We start from the raw sequence: 16640 nt of genomic DNA on the forward strand, positions 1-16640 counted from the left end.
CCCTTGATGTTCGGGGCAGCTTTGCGGGAGATGACGGCAGGATCCAGCGAATCGGGGCGGCTGCGTGGCCGGCCGGGACGTTCGGCCACGGGCGGGATGCCGTCGATCTGCGCGAGGGCCTGGGTGACGCCGTTGATGTTGGCCGCGCTGGCATCTCGTCAAGCTGACGTGAAAGAGGCGAACTTGCGTCCGCCCTCGGATCGGTCTGAGATCCTGGAGGCCGATCGAGAGGGGCCGCAGGTATGGAGTGGAAGACCCACGGTGAGCGACAGATCTACACCAACCCTTGGGTGAATCTGTGTCTGGTCGACGTCCAACAGCCTGACGGGCGCAGGTGGGAGTACCACGTCGTTCGCCTGCGGCACCTGGCCGTGGCTGCCGTCGTCAACGACCGCCAGGAGGTGCTGATGATGTGGCGGCACCGCTTCATCACGGACTCGTGGGCCTGGGAGTTGCCCATGGGCCTGGTCGAGGAGGGTGAGACTCCTGAGGAGGCGGCGGCCCGAGAGGTGTTGGAAGAGACGGGCTGGCGTCCTGGTCCCATCAAGCCCCTGATCTATGCCGAGCCGGCCAACGGCATCACGGACTCGCAGCACCACGTCTTCCGTGCGGACGGTGCGACTTACGAGGGTCCGCCCACGGAGAAGAACGAGTCCGACCGCATCGAATGGATCCCGCTCAGCGAGATACGCGGGATGATCGACCGCCGCGAGATCGTCAGCAGCGGATCCCTCGTCGGCCTCCTCTACGTGCTCATGGATGAGGCGATCCGCTGACCGGTGGCAGGAGCTCCCGTAGCCGCGCCTCGAAGGCCAGGGCTACGGGCTCCTGCCTGTGTGGGGCCAACTGGTCGTAGAACTCCCTGAGGTGGCCCGACACTCGCTCCGAAGCGACCGCCGACGCGGGCTCCAGGGCTTGCGTGGCCGTGTGGCACGCCTGGTCGAGCTTGCCTTGGTCCAGCTGCGTACGGGCCAGCCAGAACGCGTGAAACGCCCGGCCGCGCTGATTAGTGTGGGCTTCCCGGCGCAAGGCGTCCGCGATCAACGGTTCAGCGGTCGCTGCCTCGCCCAGTCGGCCATGGGCAATGCCGGTGTCCACGATGAGCTTCGGCTCGTCGAAGTAGGCCACCCACGACGGGTCCGGGTCGCTCACCTGGATCTGCTCGAACTGGCGGTGCGCTTCCGTGATCGCCCGGTGCGTGGACGTCTGGCTGCCGAGCGTGGCATGGGCGAACGCTTCCCGCATGGACAGCATCGACAGAACGCGCGGGGTGGTGTCGATGGCTGAGCGGGCCTGGTCCTGGGCGGCGGTCACGAGTGCCAGGGAATCCGCGGGCTTGTCCTGGTAGGTCGCCTGCAAGCTCATGCAGGCAAGGACGTTGGCCATGAACTGGCGGTCGTCGATCGCCTTGGCGAGTTGCAGGGCCTCGGTGAAGTAGGCGCGGGCCTGGTTGTACTGGCGGGCGTCGAAGTAGGTCCAGCCGGTGAGGCGGGCGAGCTCGGCCGCGATTCCGTACAGGCCGTTCTGGATGGCCGGCGGTCGGCTTTCCTTCAGAAGTCCGACCACATACCGGAGCTGTCCGACGACGGCCGGCCTGAGAGCCTCCCCACCGTGCTGGTCGTCTCGTCGCCAGTAGTCCTCGATGGATGACCGGAAGGCTGCAAGTGTGGCTGCGCTGAGGTTGGTTCGCGTGGTCAGCGCAAGGATGCTGTCCACGTCGGGGCCCGGAAGTGACGCGGGAGGCTGCTGTTCCGGCTCCGCCACCTGGGGTGCCTCATGCTCGGTGACGACGAGAGCCTGAGGCGTCTCCCACGTGCGCCGGGCAAGTCCGAGCATGTGCCCTGGGATGCGCAGCCCGTCGGCGATGCGCTCGACGACGTCCATGTGAAGTAACTGGCGACGTCCTGTGATGACTTCACCGACGCGGCTGGGTGTCAGCTCGCATCGCCTGGCGATCATCGACGGGTAGATGCCCGCTCTGGTCTTCACGAGCCAGAAGACTCTGCCGAAGTCCCGTACCCGGCACGCATTGATCATCTCGGGATCGGTGAGCAGCCGGGCAGGCAGCTCCTGCGGCCGGTCGGCGTCGGGCATTGGGCAAGCTCCCACACTGCGAGGGCTACGCAACGTCGCGGATTCTCTACTTGCCGCGATGTTACCCAAGTTGGGTAATCAGCCTGACCTTTTGGCGGGGGTACCCGGCTCGCGATGCTCGTGTGCATGGCGAGCAATCAGCAGACCAGACCAGCCATCGGTGAACTGGCGAAAGACAGTGTCACCGGGCATATCGGCGTCGTCATGGGTGAGATCGGTGGCCGAGTGCAGATGCGGCCGGTCCGTGGCGGCAAGGAGTGGGATGCCCTGCCCAGCAACGTGGTGGCACCCAGTGCGCGGGAAGAGCTGAGCGCACGTCTTGCCGAGCGGAACGGCAACAGTCAGGTCCCGCTGTGAAGCGCGTCATCGGCTTATGTGCCGGGGCCTTGTTCTTCCTCGGCACCAGCCAGTAGACCGGCCGCCCCGAACGGGTGCCGATTCCCCGGCTCCCCGACCCGTTCGGGGCCGGCCTCCAAGCCCGCTTCCCGATCGTCCGCTCGCCCAGCTCGGCGATCAGGACGGAGGGAAGCGCCACGCACCACCTCACCTCAGGAGATGGCACATGACGGCAACGGCGAGCGATCAGAAGACCGGTCGCGCGGTGGCTGGTGAAGAGCTGTTCCAGAGCCTCGCCCGCTTCGTGGTGGTCCACGACGGGCAGTCTCCCGAGCGCGCTGAGCGGATCGCGGACCAAGCGGTTGCGTTCCTCGTTGCGGCGGCCACGGCCACCGTGCCCATGGTTCCGTCGGACGACGTGGACCTCGGGCTGCACGCGCTCATCCTGCACACGAAGGAGTACGCCGAGCTGTGCGCACAGCACGCGGGCCGCTTCCTGCACCACAACCCGAAGCCTGGCGGAGGAGCGCGCGACCCGGGGAAGGTCGCCGCCTCGGCGCGCGCCATGAAGGCGGCCGGATTCGTGGTCTTCGATGACCTGTGGACCGTGGACGGCACGAACCTCGCACAGTGCGATTCGGACTGCGGCCGACCGTACGGTCAGGCGTAACCCTCGACAACAGCGACGCGGCCGGCCTCGCCTCGGGGTCGGCCGCGCTCGCCCGGAAGGAGCACAGACCTTGTCCGGCCCAACCCCTGAACTGCCGATCGTGGTGCTCGACGCGCTCATGCCCACGACTCAGCGCCTGGTCATCAACCGCCGGGGCTCCACGGTGTGGGAGGTGGAGAGCCACCGCGGCCACTTCGCCGTGAAGCTGGGCTATCCGATCGAGGCAACGGCCGAGTGGCCTGCCCAGCCCTGGACCGCGCTCGCGCCCGCACGCGAGGGCGCCGTCCTGCATCGCCTCGGCCTCGACGAGATCGCGTACGGCGAATGGGAACACGGCACGTGGAACTTCCAGCCGTGGCACGACGGGCCGGATCTCCACAAGCTGTGGGAGCCCTGCCGCAAGCAGGGCTCGTCCATCAAAGCGAGCACCAGCGTGGCGCTGGGATGCGTCGAAGCCCTGGCCGATCTCCACGTGAGGGGCTGGGCTCACGGTGACGTGCAACCCGCCCACTTCATCGTCGGGCCGGACCGAACGCACCTCATCGACCTCGCCCTTGCCCGAGGCGGACAGGTACCCCATGGGTACGACTTCCCGTTCCGCGGCTGCCTCGTCCACTACGAGGCACCGGAGATCGCCCGCAGCGTGCTCGATACCGGGGAAGCGGAGCCGACGCAGGAAGCCGACATCTACGCACTCGGGGCGTCGCTGCTCATCTCCGCCACGGGCTGGCGGGCGGTCGAGTACCCGGACGACGCTCCGCGCCCCGTACAGCGAGAGGCAGTGGCCAACGGTCGACGTCGGCCCGTGAAGGTGCCCGGTGAGCTGGGCGAACTGGTCGAAGCGATGCTCAGCCATACGCCGGGGGACCGGCCCACCATCTACGAGGTGGGCAAAGCCCTGATCTGATCCCGAATCCCCGACCGAGCGACCCGTCTCGCGCCACTCGCGCGCGGCCGCCAACAACAAAAGACCGGACCACCCGTCAGCCTCGACAGCATTCCGGGTGGTCCGGTCGCGGAAGTGGCACGCGTGTGGCACGACCCCGAACACGACGAAGGGCCAGCCGGGAGGAAACCCTCCTGAGCTGGCCCTTTTTCTGTGCCCCCGGCAGGATTCGAACCTGCGACACCCGCTTTAGGAGAGCGGTGCTCTATCCCCTGAGCTACGAAGGCGGGATGGTGGCCCTGTGGGTCACTGGCGTCAGCGTACCGGATTCGGGTTGGCGGGTGTGGGGGTCAGGTCAGGGGGACGTGGGTGAAGCGGGCGGCTGTGTGGAGGTCTGTCTCGATGTGGGAGGCGGTGGAGAGCAGGGCCGGGAGGATGTCGTGGACGCACTCCTCGGCCGTGCGGCGGGCGACGTGGGTCGCCGCGTTCAGGGCGGCGATCACCCGGCCGTTCCGGTCGTGGATCGGGACCGCGATCGCGCGTACGCCCTGTTCCGGTTCCTCGTCGGCCAGGGCGTAGGAGCCGGCGGCCGCCGCTGCGGGGCCGGTGAGCAGGAGGCGGCCCAGTGCTGTGGAGGAGGCCGGGAGACGTGTGCCCACGGCGATGTCCACGCTCATGACATGGTTCGCGGCCGCCCGGGCCGTGTACTGGATCTCGTCGCGCCGTGCGGTCAGGACCGCCAGGGAGGTCGTCTCCTGGATGGCGTCCGTCAGCGTCGTCAGGTGGGGAGTCGCGATCCGGGGGAGGGACGTGCGGGAGAGGGGCGGGAAGCCGAGGGAGAGGACCTGCGGGGTGAGCGCGAACGCGCGGTGGGGGGTGGGGGCCACCAGGCCCAGGTGTTCGTAGGTGATCAGGGCGCGGCGCGCCGTCGCCCTCGCCAGACCGGTCGCCTTCGCGACCTCCGTGAGGGTCAGCTCCGCCCGGCCCTCGTCGAACGCCGCCAGGACCGTCAGGCCCCGGGCGAGGGACTCGATGAACTCGCGGCCCAGTTCCTGCTTGGACGCGCCCGTCCAGGTCGCCAGTCCCGCGGGGGGCGGGCCCGGCTCGGGTTGTGGCGCCCGGCGCAGGTCCTCCTCCATCGCCGCCACGGCCAGCCGAAGGCGGGGGAGGAGCGTCTCGCGCAGGTCCGCCGACGTGTGCCGGCTCGTATGGCTGACGACGTTCGCCACGCACGCGATCCGGGCGGTGCGCGGATCCCGCACGGGGACGGAGACGGCCACCAGGCCCGGTTCGATCAACTGGTCGTCCAGGGCGCAGTTCTCCGCAGCCGCCCGCGCGGTCCGTCGGGTGAAGTCCTCGTCGCTCCACCCGTTCTGCGGGGGCGGCGGCACGGTCGGGAAGTCGCGGTTCTGCGGGTCCCTCGTCCTGCGGGCGCGCCAGGCCCGCCACTCCTCGTCCGTCCACTCCGTCGCGAACAGCTGGCCCGGCGCGGTGCGTTCGGCGGGGAGCAGGTCGCCGATGCGGAAACTGAGGGACATCGCGCGGCGGCGGGTCGCCTGGTGGATGAAGCGGATGCCGTCGCGGTCGGCGACCGCCAGGGACACGGACTCGTCCAGTTCGTCGGCGAGGCGGTCCGCGTGGGTGGACAGCAGCGCGGGCAGGCGCAGCGCGGCCAGGTAGGCGTTGCCGAGCTCCATGACGTGGGGGGTCAGGATCGCGTCCCGGCCGTCGAGACGGACGTATCCCATGCGGGTGAGGGTCGCGGTGATGCGGTCGACCGTGGAGCGGGCGAGGCCGGTGGTCCGCTCCAGGGCGCTCAGGCTCATCGTGCCGCCCGCCTCGGTCAGCTGCCGCAACACGGCGACCCCGCGGATCAGCGGCGAGACCGCCTCCGCCGGCGCCTGCCCTGCCTCCGGGGTCGGGACCGGAGCCGGGACCGGAGCGGATGCGGTCGTCTTCGCGGACATGGCTGCTCGGTTCTCCGATACGGCGGCGGGACTGACTGACGTTGGCCGGGTGTGGGTGTGGGTGTGCGGTGCGTGGTGAATGGCGTGCGGGGTGTGCGGTGCGTGGTGAATGGCGTGCGGTGTGTGGTCGCGGACTGGCGGTCGGTGCTCGGTGCTCGGTGGCGGTGTGCCGTGGTGGTCCGTATCGGGCGGGTGCGTGCACGCGCGCGTGCATGTACGCGTGTGCGTGGGTTGGTTTGTGTTGTGTGGTTGTGCGGCGTCGCGGCAGGCCTACGGTAGCCCGGTCGTCCCGCGGACCGTACGCCCCCGGCCGCCTGACCGCCCCTCCGTCATCCGTCTCCCCGCCCCTCCACCCCTCCGGCCGGCTACCCCCGGCTCACCCGTACGCGGTAGTCGCCCTTCAGGTCCGCCCCCACCACCGAGATGCGGATGCCCCTCTTGGGGTCCTTGAACGTCTCGCCCGGTGCGAAGGGGGCGTCGGAGAGTTCCGCGTGGACGTTGGGGCTGCGGGTGCAGCCGCCGCTGTCGGTGTGGGAGTCGTAGACCGTGACCGGGCCCATGCCGGTGTCCACGTCCGCGTCGACCTTGTAGACGAGGACGCCCGGGCGGCACACCGTCTCGTCGTTGCCGCCGCGGGCGCGCAGTTCGACGGCGTAACCGGTGCGGTCGCTGAGCGGGACGAAGACCAGCTTCGGGCCGGCCGTGCGGGACAGGGGGGTCAGGGGGTACTCCGTCGTGCCCGGCGCGGCCGCGCAGGAGATCTGGGAGGCGTCCAGCCAGCCCAGTTTCCACTTGTGCCAGCCGAGCAGATCGTTGTTGGCGCCCCAGTCCTCGCTCATGATGTCCCAGTGGCCGACGGCGCCCCCGCCCTCCTGGGTGTAGAGGTCGGGCAGGCCGAAGACATGCCCGTTCTCGTGGGGGAGGACGCGGTAGCCGGTGCGGTCGTAGGAGCCTGAGCCGTCGTCCTGGCGGGAGTAGACGAAGGACGCGTTCGCCACGGTGACCCCGTCGGCGACCGGCGCCTCGGCGTTGCCGGCGAACGTCACCGAAAGGACCGTGTCCAGGGCGGAGGGGCCCGCGTTCGGGGTGACCAGCACGTTCAGGAGGTCGTACGAGCGGAAGTCCACCGTCGGGTCGGCGGAGGCCACGATGTCCTGGACGAGTTCGCGGTAGCCGGGGTCGAAGGGCGCGCCACGCTCTATGCCGTACTCGCGGAACGGCTTGGGCATGCGCAGCCAGCGCCGGATCGGAGTCTCGGCGCGGTAGTCGAGGCGGCCGTAGGACGCCGTACGGAACCATTCCTCGGTCTGCGGGAAGAACTCGCGGTAGCGGTTCAGCGCGCTGCCCCGGCCGGGCGCGTCGGAGAAGTCGATCATCAGGGTGAGGGCGCGGACGGTGCCGGTGGAGCGGGAGTAGCCGCCCGGCGTAGGGAGGCCCTCGGACATCTGGACGGTGGCGCGGCCGTTGATCATGCAGGGGGCGAGGGCGGAGGAACGGGCCAGGGAGACGGGGCCCGCGCCGGCCGTCGTCGCACCGGGGGCCGGCGCGAGGTGTCCGGATCCGGCCGACGTGCTGACCGCGAGCGTCAGCACGGAGACGGAGGCGAGGGCGGCGACACGGCGCGGGCGTATCCGGCGGCGGAGTGGCTCGCCTGCGCGGGCCGGGGCGGTGCGCAGGGGCTGCGGCTGCATGCAGGGGGCCTTTCGCTCCAGGCAGCCACCGATCACCGGCTGCACCCTTTCGATCACCCTCCGACGGGGTGCAGGCGGGCGCGCGCTGGAGGAGACCGATCGTGGATTACCGACCGGTACGGCTCCGACGGTCCCGTTCGGGCGCGCACATCCCCTGGTCGCAGCCCTTCTCGGCCGCTCCTGCTCCGGCTGTGCCGCCCGCCCCCGGCCGCCCGGTTCGATGCGTGATCCAGGTCACATCAAGAAACTTCCGGGTTTGGGAAATAACCGGGGACGCCGTCCCCGTTTAGCCATGTGTCCGAGCGAAACGGGGAGTCGATCCCCGGATCGTCAGGATCTCGAAACGTCCGGTACGTCAGAACTCGAAACACCAGAAACACCGGAAACATCCGAAACGTCAGAAGGAGTGCGCCGTGCAGACCGCGACCGCTACCCCCACCGTGCGTAAGGTGACCCGGCCCCGTGCCGACGCTCTGCGCAACCGGGAGCGGATCGTCACCGCCGCCCGCGAGATGTTCGTCGAGTTCGGTGCCGATGTGCCGCTCGACGAGATCGCCCGCCGGGCCGGCGTCGGCAATGCCACGGTGTACCGCAACTTTCCCGACCGTGACGCCCTGGTGCGCGAGGTCGTCTGCTCGGTGCTGGACCGCATGGTCCAGGCCGGACAGGTCGCCCTCGCCGAGAGCGACGCGTTCGGGGCGCTGGAACGGTTCGTGCACGCCTCCGCCGAGGAGCGGCTCAGTGCGCTGTGCCCGATGATCTCCAGCACCTTCGACGAGCACCACCCCGACCTCGAAGCCGCGCGTGAACGGGTCGAGCGGATCATCGGGGAAGTCATGGACCGTGCGAAGGCGGCCGGGCAGCTCAGGCCCGACGTCGGCGTGGGGGACGTGATGATCGCGGTGGCCCAGCTCAGCCGGCCCCCGGCCGGTACCGGCTGCCTGAACGCCGACCGCTTCGTCCACCGCCACCTTCAGGTGTTCCTGGACGGACTACGGGCCCCGGCCCCGTCGGTCCTGCCGGGTTCGGCCGTGACCCTGGAGGATCTGCGCCAGGCCTGAACGAGCGGTTCGCGGAACCGCAGCAGCAGTCGTCATCACCCTCGCCGGTGGTCGCCGGTGCCCGGTGATCCCGGTGGCCTCGGTCGCCCTCACGTGCCGACGGTGACTTCCGGTGACCGTCGCTGAACCTCACGACTCATCACACTCATCACGCCCCAGCACGCCGCCGAGCAACGGCCCGTCAGCGCCGACGAGCCGCCCTTTACCTCACTTCTTTTCCGTCACGAAGTCCCGAAGCGGGTATTCCCATGTCTGAAACAGCCCTGAAGGCCCCCGGTAAGACGGGTGGCCCGGACGCCAACCGCTGGAAAGCGCTGGCGTTCATCGCCCTCGCCCAGCTGATGGTCGTCCTCGACGCCACCATCGTGAACATCGCGATGCCCTCCGCCCAGCAGGACCTGGGCATCTCCGACGGCAACCGGCAGTGGATCGTCACCGCCTATGCCCTCGCCTTCGGCGGCCTGCTGCTCTTCGGTGGCCGCATAGCCGACCTGTGGGGCCGCAAGCGCGCCTTCGTCGTCGGTCTGGGCGGCTTCGCCGCGGCCTCCGCGCTCGGTGGCGCCGCCGCCAACGAGGCGATGATGTTCGGTGCCCGCGCCCTGCAAGGCGCGTTCGGCGCCCTGCTCGCGCCCGCCGCGCTCTCCCTGCTCGCCGTGATGTTCACGGACGCCAAGGAGCGCGCCAAGGCCTTCGGCATCTACGGAGCGATCGCCGGTGGTGGTGGCGCCGTCGGCCTCATCCTCGGTGGTTTCCTCACCGAGTACCTGGACTGGCGCTGGACGTTCTTCGTGAACATCCCGTTCGCGATCGTCGCCGCGGCCGGCGCGTACTTCGTCATCCGTGAGCCCGAGGGCGGCCGCAACCGCTCCGCTCTCGACATCCCGGGCGTCATCCTGTCCACCCTCGGCCTGGTCTCCCTGGTCTACGGCTTCACCCGCGCCGAGTCCGAGGGCTGGAGCGACTCGGTGACGATCGGCATGTTCGTCGCGTCCGCCGTGCTGCTGGCCGCCTTCGTGATCGTCGAGTCGAAGGTCAAGGCCCCGCTGCTGCCGCTGCGCGTGATCACCGAGCGCAACCGCGGCGGGATCTACCTCTCCCTCGGCCTCGCGATCATCTCGATGTTCGGTCTGTTCCTCTTCCTGACCTACTACCTGCAGATCGTGAAGGGCTACACGCCGGTCAAGACCGGTTTCGCCTTCCTTCCGATGATCGCGGGCATGATCACCGGCTCCACCCAGATCGGCACCCGTCTGATGACCCGGGTCGCCCCGCGTCTGCTGATGGGTCCCGGCTTCCTGGTCGCCGCCCTCGGCATGCTGCTGCTGACCCAGATGGAGGTCGACACCTCGTACGCGGCCGTGCTGATGCCGGCGATGCTGCTGCTCGGCCTCGGTATGGGTACGGCGTTCATGCCGGCCATGTCCCTGGCCACGTACGGCATCGAGCCGCGTGACGCCGGTGTCGCCTCCGCGATGGTCAACACCTCGCAGCAGGTGGGCGGCGCGATCGGCACCGCCCTGCTGAACACCATCGCCGCGTCCGCGACGACCTCGTACATCAAGGACCACGTCGCCGGCGCCACCTCCAGGCCCCAGCAGCAGCTGGTGCAGCTGGAGGGCATGGTGCACGGCTACACCAGCGCCATCTGGTTCGCCGTCGGCATCCTGGTCGCCGCCGCGACCATCGCCTTCACGCTCGTCAACGCCGGCAAGCCGGACATGGGCGCGGTCGCGGGCTCGGGAGCGGAGGACGGCGAGGACGCCGCGGTCCCGGTGATGGTCCACTGACCCGGCTGGGCGACTAGCGGAGCCAGGGCAGGTCCGCACCCGCTTCATCGGGCTGAAGTCCCTCGGCGACGATCTGCATGATCTCGCCGAGGGACTTCTGCTGTTCCGGGGTGAGCCGGTCGAACACCGCGTGGCGTACGACGGCGACATGGCCCGGCGCGGCGCGCCTGAGCACCTCCAGGCCCTGGTCGGTCAGTACGGCGAACTGGCCGCGTTTGTCGGAGTCGCACTCCTCGCGGCGCACCCAGCCGTTCTTCTCCAGCCGGGCGATGGCGTGGGAGAGACGCGAGCGGGTGATCTTCGCGTACTTGGCGAGCTCGGTCATCCGCAGGCGCCGGTGGGTGGACTCGGCGAGCTTGACGAGGAGGCCGTAGTAGATGTGCGGCATACCCGCTTCACGCTGGAGCTGGCGGTCCATGTGATCTTCGAGGAGGGTCGTGGCGTGCACGTAGGAGCGCCAGATGCGCTGCTCCTCGGCGGTGAGCCACCGGGGCTCGTCAGCGGATGCGGGTGCCTTCGTCATGTACTCCACTGTAAACGTCTTCTCCTTGAAAATTAAACCAATCGGGAATATGCTCAGCGATGTTGACGTTTTAGATTTCAATCAACCGTCGCGAAGCACTCGCACCGGGAGGCGTCCGGTTCGGAAGTGGTCGGTGCCACGGGTGTTCGGTGCCAGAAGCGTCCGAAGCCGGATGTATCCGGAGCCGGATGTCCGGAGTCGGGTTTCCGGAGTCGGGTGTATCCGAAGTCAGGGGCCGAGGTCCCGGAAGGAGCAGTCGCCATGTCCGCCGCACCTCAGGAGCGTGCCCTCCCCCGGGAGCGCATGCCCGCGCTCTACCTCAGCCATGGCGCCCCGCCCCTCGCGGACGACCCGATCTGGCCCGGCGAACTCGCCGCCTGGTCCGCCGACCTGCCCCGCCCCAAGGCGATCCTGATGGTCTCCGCCCACTGGGAGGAGGCCCCCCTCGCCCTGGGTGCCGTCGACCCGGTCCCCCTGGTCTACGACTTCTGGGGCTTCCCCGAGCACTACTACCGGGTGAAGTACGGCGCCCCCGGCGCACCCGAGCTCGCCGAGAGCGTACGGAAGCTGCTGCGCGCCCCTGGTATCCCCGTGCAGGACATCCCCGACCGCGGCCTCGACCACGGCGCCTACGTGCCGCTCGTCGAGATGTTCCCGGCCGCCGACATCCCGGTCCTCCAGATCTCCATGCCGACCCTCGACCCCGTGAAGCTGATGGAGATCGGCCGAAAGCTCGCGCCGCTGCGCGACGAGGGCGTCCTGATCGTCGGCTCCGGCTTCTTCACCCACAACCTGGCCGCGCTGCGGCACACCGGCGGGGGAGTGCCCACCTGGTCCTCGGAGTTCGACGACTGGGGCCGGAACGCGCTGGAGACCCGCGACTGGGACGGCCTGCTGGACTTCCTGCACAAGGCCCCGGCCGGCCGGTACGCCCACCCGCGCACCGAGCACTTCGCCCCGCTCTTCGTGACCATGGGCGCGGCGGAGATGTCCGGCGAACTGGACGCGCAGAGGTCCGTGATCGACGGGTTCTGGATGGGAATGGCGAAGCGCTCCGTGCAGTTCGGCTGACGCCCCTGCGGGGGTCCCGGGGCTCCGTCCGGGGCCGGGGCTCCGCCCGGGGTCAGAGCTCCTTCTCGTACCAGGCCACGTCCCAGTAGCGGTCGAACTTGCGGCCCACCTCGCGGTACGTGCCGACGTGCCGGAAACCGAAGCGTTCGTGCAGCCGCGCGGACGCTTCGTTCGGTTGCGCGATGCCCGCGTAGGCGCGGTGCAGGTCCTCGCCGGCCAGTGCGTCGAAGAGCGCCTGGTAGAGGAGCGTGCCGATCCCGCGCCGGCCGGCGTGCGGAGCGACGTAGACCGTCACCTCCACGGAGGTGGAGTAGGCCGCCTTCGGTCGGTAGGCGCTGGATGTGGCGTAACCCAGGATTTGCTGTGAGATCCCCTGGACGTCCTGTGAGTCCGCTTCCGTGGCAACCATCAGGCGGTGCGGCCCGTCTTCAGGGTGGGAGAGCAGCCAAGGACGTCGCTCTTCCGGAGTGAACGCCACGGTGTCGAACGTGATGGGCGTCTCACGTACATAGTGGTTGTAGAGGCTCGTGAGGGCTTCGAGGTCACCCTCGACTCCCGGCCTGACCTGCACCTCTGTACGTTCCGACAACATCGCGCCTCCTCGCGTGGTCGGACAGGGTACTGCAAGATCATAAAAATCGGGGTGCGGGTTGGGAATTCTGTCCTGATTCCAGTCGTTGTTTCCATCAGATGCAGGGCACCCGAGGAGAGTCCGAGTCCGAGAGTGCCTGGTGTCTGAAGGGCCACCCGCTGAACCTCCATCGCAAGGGAGCACGCATGGCAACCCGTGCCGTCGCCCGTCGCAAGTCCGCCAACGGCGAGACGACCGACGCGGCCCGCAGTGTTCGCGCCCATGGCGGCGAGATCGCCGACCGCGACCTGGTCGGCATGTACCTCGACGAAATCGCGCGCACACCTCTGCTCGACGCCGCCAAGGAAGTCGAGCTGTCACAGATCATCGAGGCGGGTGTCTTCGCGCAGCAGGTCCTCGACGGCGACGAGGAGTCGCGGTCGGTCGCCACGCGCGAAGAACTGGAGGCCCTGGTCGCCGAGAGCGAGCGGGCCAAGGATGTCTTCATCCGCTCCAACCTCCGGTTGGTCGTCGCGGTGGCCCGCCGCTACCCCCGTAGCGGTCTCCCGCTCCTCGACCTCATCCAGGAGGGCAACGCCGGTCTGGTCCGCGCGGTCGAGAAGTTCGACTACCGCAAGGGCTTCAAGTTCTCGACGTACGCGACCTGGTGGATCCGTCAGGCCATCACGCGCTCGATAGCGGACCAGTCGCGCACGATCCGCCTGCCCGTCCACCTGGTGGAGGAGCTCGGCCGGATCCGTCGTGTCCAGCGCGAGTTCAACCGCGAGAACGGCCGTGACCCCGAGCCCGCCGAGATCGCGACCGAGCTCGGCTCGACGCCGGAGCGCGTCACGGATGTCCTGGACTGGGCCCGGGACCCGGTCTCGCTGAACATGGCGGTCGACGACCAGGGTGAGACCCAGTTCGGCGACCTGCTGGAGGACACGTCCGCGGTCTCGCCGGAGCAGTCCGTCATGACCCTGCTGCGCAGCGAGGAGCTGGACGGCCTCATCGACCGTCTCGAGCCGCGCACGGCTTCCATCATCAAGATGCGGTACGGCATCGACGACGGCCGCGAGCGCACCCTGACCGAGGTCGGCAAGGAACACGGTCTGACGCGGGAACGCATCCGCCAGATCGAGAAGCACGCCCTGCTGGAACTGAAGAAGCTGGCCCGCGACACGGGCTTCGAGGCGGCGGCGTAAGGCGCCGGAGCCTCCCTCGGTCGAACGGTGCGTGACGCTCCGTCGGGCGGTAAGGGCTCCGGGCCTGCCCTGCCGATCGTCGAGGGGCGACGGCCGGTGGCCGGTGGCGGCTGTCGGTGATCGGCCGGGGGTGGCGCCGGTGCGGTGGGCATCGGGCCATCACCCCGTCGGGAGCCGGGAGTTGGTCGACGAGAGGCGCGGCGCGTGAGTCGTTCGGCTGACGTGCGTCGAGTACGTGCGGTGCCTCGCGGCTGAAGTCGGTGTTTTCGCCGCGTCGGTGCGCGGGCCGATTCGGAGTCGCCGCGCGGCTCGCGGCCGAATGGGCGCCTGCGTCACGGCCCGGAGTTGCGGCGAATGGGCTTGAGGCGCCTGGTGGTGCCGGGTTCCGCCCGCGTGCGCCGGGTGGTGGAGAGCCGCGCAAACATGGCGGAGGAACGCCGCTTCAATGGCGAGAAGCGCGGGAACAAGACTTCTGGGCACGGGAGTCCGAGTCGGCACAGGAGTTCGGGCCGACCCGACCTCGCAGCCCTTCCCCGGATCTCCGCCGCACATGAGCCAAGTCCCGACGCACATCCCCCCGGCGCCGGGACTTTCCCCGAGCCGGGCTTCGGTGCCTCTCCCCCCAGGCGCCGGGGCCCGGCTCCTCTTCGTACCCGGGCCTTCAGACTTCCTGTCCGGGCGGGGATTGCGGGCGCACATGCCCCGCCGGGCATATGACACGGGGGACGGGCACGCTGAGAGGGCGGGGCACCCCGTACCTGAACCACGGGGTGGCCCGCCCGAATGGCAGATTGTGCCACATGGGCATAGCCTGCCGACGTGATCAGCTCGACCTCTCACCCCGCTTCGGCTTCGCTGACCGAGCGGCGCAAAGCGGCGACCCGTATGGAGATCGCCCGTGCGGCGGCAGGCCTCTTCGTCAGCCGGGGCCTGAAGGCCACCCGTGCCGAGGACATCGCCCTGGCCGCGGGCATCGCCCCGCGCACTTTCTACCGGTACTTCGCGACCAAGGAGGAGGCCGTCGCCCCGCTCTACGCGGCGGGGGCGCAGCGCTGGGCGGAGGCGGTACGCGAGGCGCCGGCCGAACTGACCGTGCCGGAGGCCCTGGAGCACGCGGTGCGGTACACCCTCGTTCCCGGCCGTGGAGTGTCGGCGGCGTCCTGGGAGTGGGTCCGCACCCTGATCCGGCTGGCCGGAACCAGCCCCGCCCTGGGCAAGGTCTGGGCGGAGGTCTGCCACACCTCGGAGGCGACGCTCGCGCAGGTCCTGACGGAGCGGACGGCGGCGTCGTCCCGTACACCGGCTTCCGAGAGCACTTCCGAGAGCACTTCCGAGGCCATTTCCGACGTCACTTCCGGCGCCGCTGCCGATGCAACCTCCGCCCCCACGCCCGCTCCCGACAACGTTGCCTCGCCCTATCAGCGCTTCACCGCGGCGGTGGCCGGGGCCGCGGTACGGGTCGCGGTGGAAAGCTGGGCGGTGACCGACTCCCCTCCCACCGGCCGGCAGGGCCCGGCAGAGCTGGCGTTGCGCAACCTGCGGGCTCTGCGCGGGTTCGCGTGGGAAGAGAACCCGGCGGAGGAGCCCTAACCCGCGCCCGCTGTACCGGCCGTACCCGCTGTACCGGCCGTACCGGCCGCGCCCGCTGTACCGGCCGTACCCGCTGTACCGGCCGTACCGGCCGCGCCCGCTGTACCGGCCGTACCCGCTGTACCGGCCGTGCCCGCTGTACCGGCCGACCGGCTCAATCGTCCGCCCAACTCCCTTACGCACTGCACAAGTTCCGGCGGGCCCTGGACCGAGAACTCGCAGCCCAGCGTCGCCAGTCGCATCGCCACCCACTCGACCGGGTGATGGGTCGTCCCCCGCAGCCGGCATCCGCTCCCGCCGTCGGTGTCCGCCGCCGCGTCAGGGTTCGCGACCGGAGTTCCCAGCCACGTCGGCAGGCGGGTCGTCACGAAATCCGCCGGCGCCTCGAACGTGACGTCGAGTTCGTACTCGTAGGCGTCAGGGCGGAGTTGGATGGACCGCCGGAGGTATTCCGCCGCGCTTCCCGTGGGCAGCTCGCGCGGGGTGAAGCGGGCCCCGGTCGCGAACGGGGCCTCGACCCGGTCCACCCGGAAGGTCCGCCAGTCGTCGCGGTCGAGGTCGTACGCCACGAGGTACCACCGCCGGCCCGTGGACACGAGCCGGTAGGGCTCGGTCAGACGACGCGACTCCGTGCCGTCCTTCGTGCGGTAGGCGAACCGCAGCCGTTCCTGCCCGGCCACCGTCGAGGCGATGGCGGTCAGCGTCTCCGGTGCGATGCTCGCGCCGTCCCCGCTGGTCAGCGGTGTGGTCGCGGCCTGGAGGGTGGAGACGCGGTGGCGCAGCCGGGCCGGCAGCACCTGTTCCAGCTTGGCCAGGGCCCGTACGGACGCCTCGTCGACGCCCTCCAGCGCGTGACCCGCCCCCGCCCGCAGGCCGACGGCGATCGCCACCGCCTCCTCGTCGTCGAGCACCAGCGGTGGCATCGCCTTGCCCGCGACCAGCCGGTACCCGCCGTCCGAGCCCAGGGTCGCCTGCACCGGATATCCCAGCTCACGCAGCCGGTCGATGTCCCGTCGGACCGTGCGGCGGGAGACCCGGAGCCGGTCGGCGAGCTCGCCGCCGGGCCATTCGCGGGGCGTCTGGAGGAGTGAGAGGAGCTGGAGCAGCCGAGCCGGAGTGTCCGTCGTCATGCATCCGAGGATGCCGTAGAACTAGGACACGATCTGACCTAGTGCGGTCCTACTGTCA

15 protein-coding genes and 1 tRNA gene are annotated in these 16640 nt (G+C 69.8%); 9 read left to right on the forward strand and 7 right to left on the reverse strand.

Going from position 1 to position 16640, the window contains the following annotated elements; translation table 11 throughout:
- Nucleotides 1–242 precede the first annotated feature (242 nt).
- On the forward strand, nucleotides 243–776 hold the full coding sequence (locus OHU34_RS24200) for an NUDIX hydrolase (protein ID WP_054244045.1): 534 nt from the start codon (nucleotides 243–245) through the stop codon (nucleotides 774–776).
- On the opposite strand, the gene OHU34_RS24205 is transcribed toward OHU34_RS24200, so the two are convergent.
- A complete protein-coding gene (locus OHU34_RS24205) occupies nucleotides 754–2094 on the reverse strand; it encodes a helix-turn-helix domain-containing protein (RefSeq protein WP_405768268.1) in 1341 nt (446 codons plus the stop codon). The two genes, OHU34_RS24200 and OHU34_RS24205, sit on opposite strands and share 23 nt — an antisense overlap.
- Nucleotides 2095–2208: 114 nt before the next feature.
- On the opposite strand from OHU34_RS24205, the gene OHU34_RS24210 reads away from it, so the two are divergent.
- The 3 genes from OHU34_RS24210 to OHU34_RS24220 all read left to right on the forward strand — a co-directional run bounded on the left by OHU34_RS24210 (nucleotide 2209) and on the right by OHU34_RS24220 (nucleotide 4007).
- Nucleotides 2209–2451, forward strand: coding sequence for a hypothetical protein (locus OHU34_RS24210; RefSeq protein ID WP_142264783.1), 243 nt, complete (start codon nucleotides 2209–2211; stop codon nucleotides 2449–2451).
- Nucleotides 2452–2656: 205 nt separating this feature from the next.
- Nucleotides 2657–3100, forward strand: a complete 444-nt coding sequence (locus OHU34_RS24215) for a glycine-rich domain-containing protein (protein WP_405768271.1) — start codon at nucleotides 2657–2659, stop codon at nucleotides 3098–3100.
- Nucleotides 3101–3170: 70 nt separating this feature from the next.
- Nucleotides 3171–4007 (forward strand): protein kinase, encoded by an 837-nt coding sequence (locus OHU34_RS24220; protein WP_405768274.1) that lies wholly within the window; start codon nucleotides 3171–3173, stop codon nucleotides 4005–4007.
- A 193-nt stretch (nucleotides 4008–4200) separates the two neighbouring features.
- Here OHU34_RS24220 and OHU34_RS24225 read toward each other — a convergent pair.
- The 3 genes from OHU34_RS24225 to OHU34_RS24235 form a co-directional block, all read right to left on the reverse strand.
- Nucleotides 4201–4273 (reverse strand) — tRNA-Arg (locus tag OHU34_RS24225).
- Between the two features lie 63 nt (nucleotides 4274–4336).
- Nucleotides 4337–5953, reverse strand: coding sequence for a helix-turn-helix domain-containing protein (locus OHU34_RS24230; RefSeq protein ID WP_405768276.1), 1617 nt, complete (start codon nucleotides 5951–5953; stop codon nucleotides 4337–4339).
- 365 nt (nucleotides 5954–6318) lie between these two features.
- A complete protein-coding gene (locus OHU34_RS24235) occupies nucleotides 6319–7644 on the reverse strand; it encodes a M6 family metalloprotease domain-containing protein (protein WP_230195455.1) in 1326 nt (441 codons plus the stop codon).
- A 413-nt stretch (nucleotides 7645–8057) separates the two neighbouring features.
- On the opposite strand from OHU34_RS24235, the gene OHU34_RS24240 reads away from it, so the two are divergent.
- Together OHU34_RS24240 and OHU34_RS24245 are read left to right on the forward strand one after the other, a co-directional pair.
- Entirely contained in the window at nucleotides 8058–8705 is a 648-nt protein-coding gene (locus OHU34_RS24240) for a TetR/AcrR family transcriptional regulator (protein ID WP_020131925.1), read from the forward strand.
- A 248-nt stretch (nucleotides 8706–8953) separates the two neighbouring features.
- Nucleotides 8954–10492 carry an MFS transporter gene (locus tag OHU34_RS24245; protein WP_230195456.1) on the forward strand — a complete coding sequence of 513 codons (1539 nt, stop codon included), beginning with the start codon at nucleotides 8954–8956 and terminating at the stop codon, nucleotides 10490–10492.
- Nucleotides 10493–10505: 13 nt separating this feature from the next.
- Here OHU34_RS24245 and OHU34_RS24250 read toward each other — a convergent pair whose 3' ends face one another.
- Nucleotides 10506–11015, reverse strand: a complete 510-nt coding sequence (locus tag OHU34_RS24250; protein ID WP_142264777.1) for a MarR family winged helix-turn-helix transcriptional regulator — start codon at nucleotides 11013–11015, stop codon at nucleotides 10506–10508.
- A gap of 261 nt (nucleotides 11016–11276) precedes the next feature.
- Between OHU34_RS24250 and OHU34_RS24255 the strand changes: the two genes are divergently transcribed.
- Nucleotides 11277–12086, forward strand: a complete 810-nt coding sequence (locus OHU34_RS24255) for a class III extradiol ring-cleavage dioxygenase (protein ID WP_230195457.1) — start codon at nucleotides 11277–11279, stop codon at nucleotides 12084–12086.
- Between the two features lie 52 nt (nucleotides 12087–12138).
- Here OHU34_RS24255 and OHU34_RS24260 read toward each other — a convergent pair whose 3' ends face one another.
- Complete coding sequence (locus OHU34_RS24260; protein ID WP_142264776.1) at nucleotides 12139–12678, reverse strand: GNAT family N-acetyltransferase; 540 nt, start codon at nucleotides 12676–12678, stop codon at nucleotides 12139–12141.
- 185 nt (nucleotides 12679–12863) lie between these two features.
- On the opposite strand from OHU34_RS24260, the gene OHU34_RS24265 reads away from it, so the two are divergent.
- Complete coding sequence (locus OHU34_RS24265) at nucleotides 12864–13862, forward strand: RNA polymerase sigma factor RpoD/SigA (RefSeq protein ID WP_020131920.1); 999 nt, start codon at nucleotides 12864–12866, stop codon at nucleotides 13860–13862.
- 885 nt (nucleotides 13863–14747) lie between these two features.
- Nucleotides 14748–15452 (forward strand): TetR/AcrR family transcriptional regulator, encoded by a 705-nt coding sequence (locus tag OHU34_RS24270; RefSeq protein WP_230195487.1) that lies wholly within the window; start codon nucleotides 14748–14750, stop codon nucleotides 15450–15452.
- Here the strand turns inward: OHU34_RS24270 and OHU34_RS24275 are convergent.
- Entirely contained in the window at nucleotides 15449–16582 is a 1134-nt protein-coding gene (locus tag OHU34_RS24275; protein WP_405768280.1) for a helix-turn-helix transcriptional regulator, read from the reverse strand. The two genes, OHU34_RS24270 and OHU34_RS24275, sit on opposite strands and share 4 nt — an antisense overlap.
- Nucleotides 16583–16640: the final 58 nt, after the last annotated feature.

This window comes from Streptomyces sp. NBC_00080, assembly GCF_045041255.1.
GTDB lineage: Bacteria > Actinomycetota > Actinomycetes > Streptomycetales > Streptomycetaceae > Streptomyces > Streptomyces coriariae.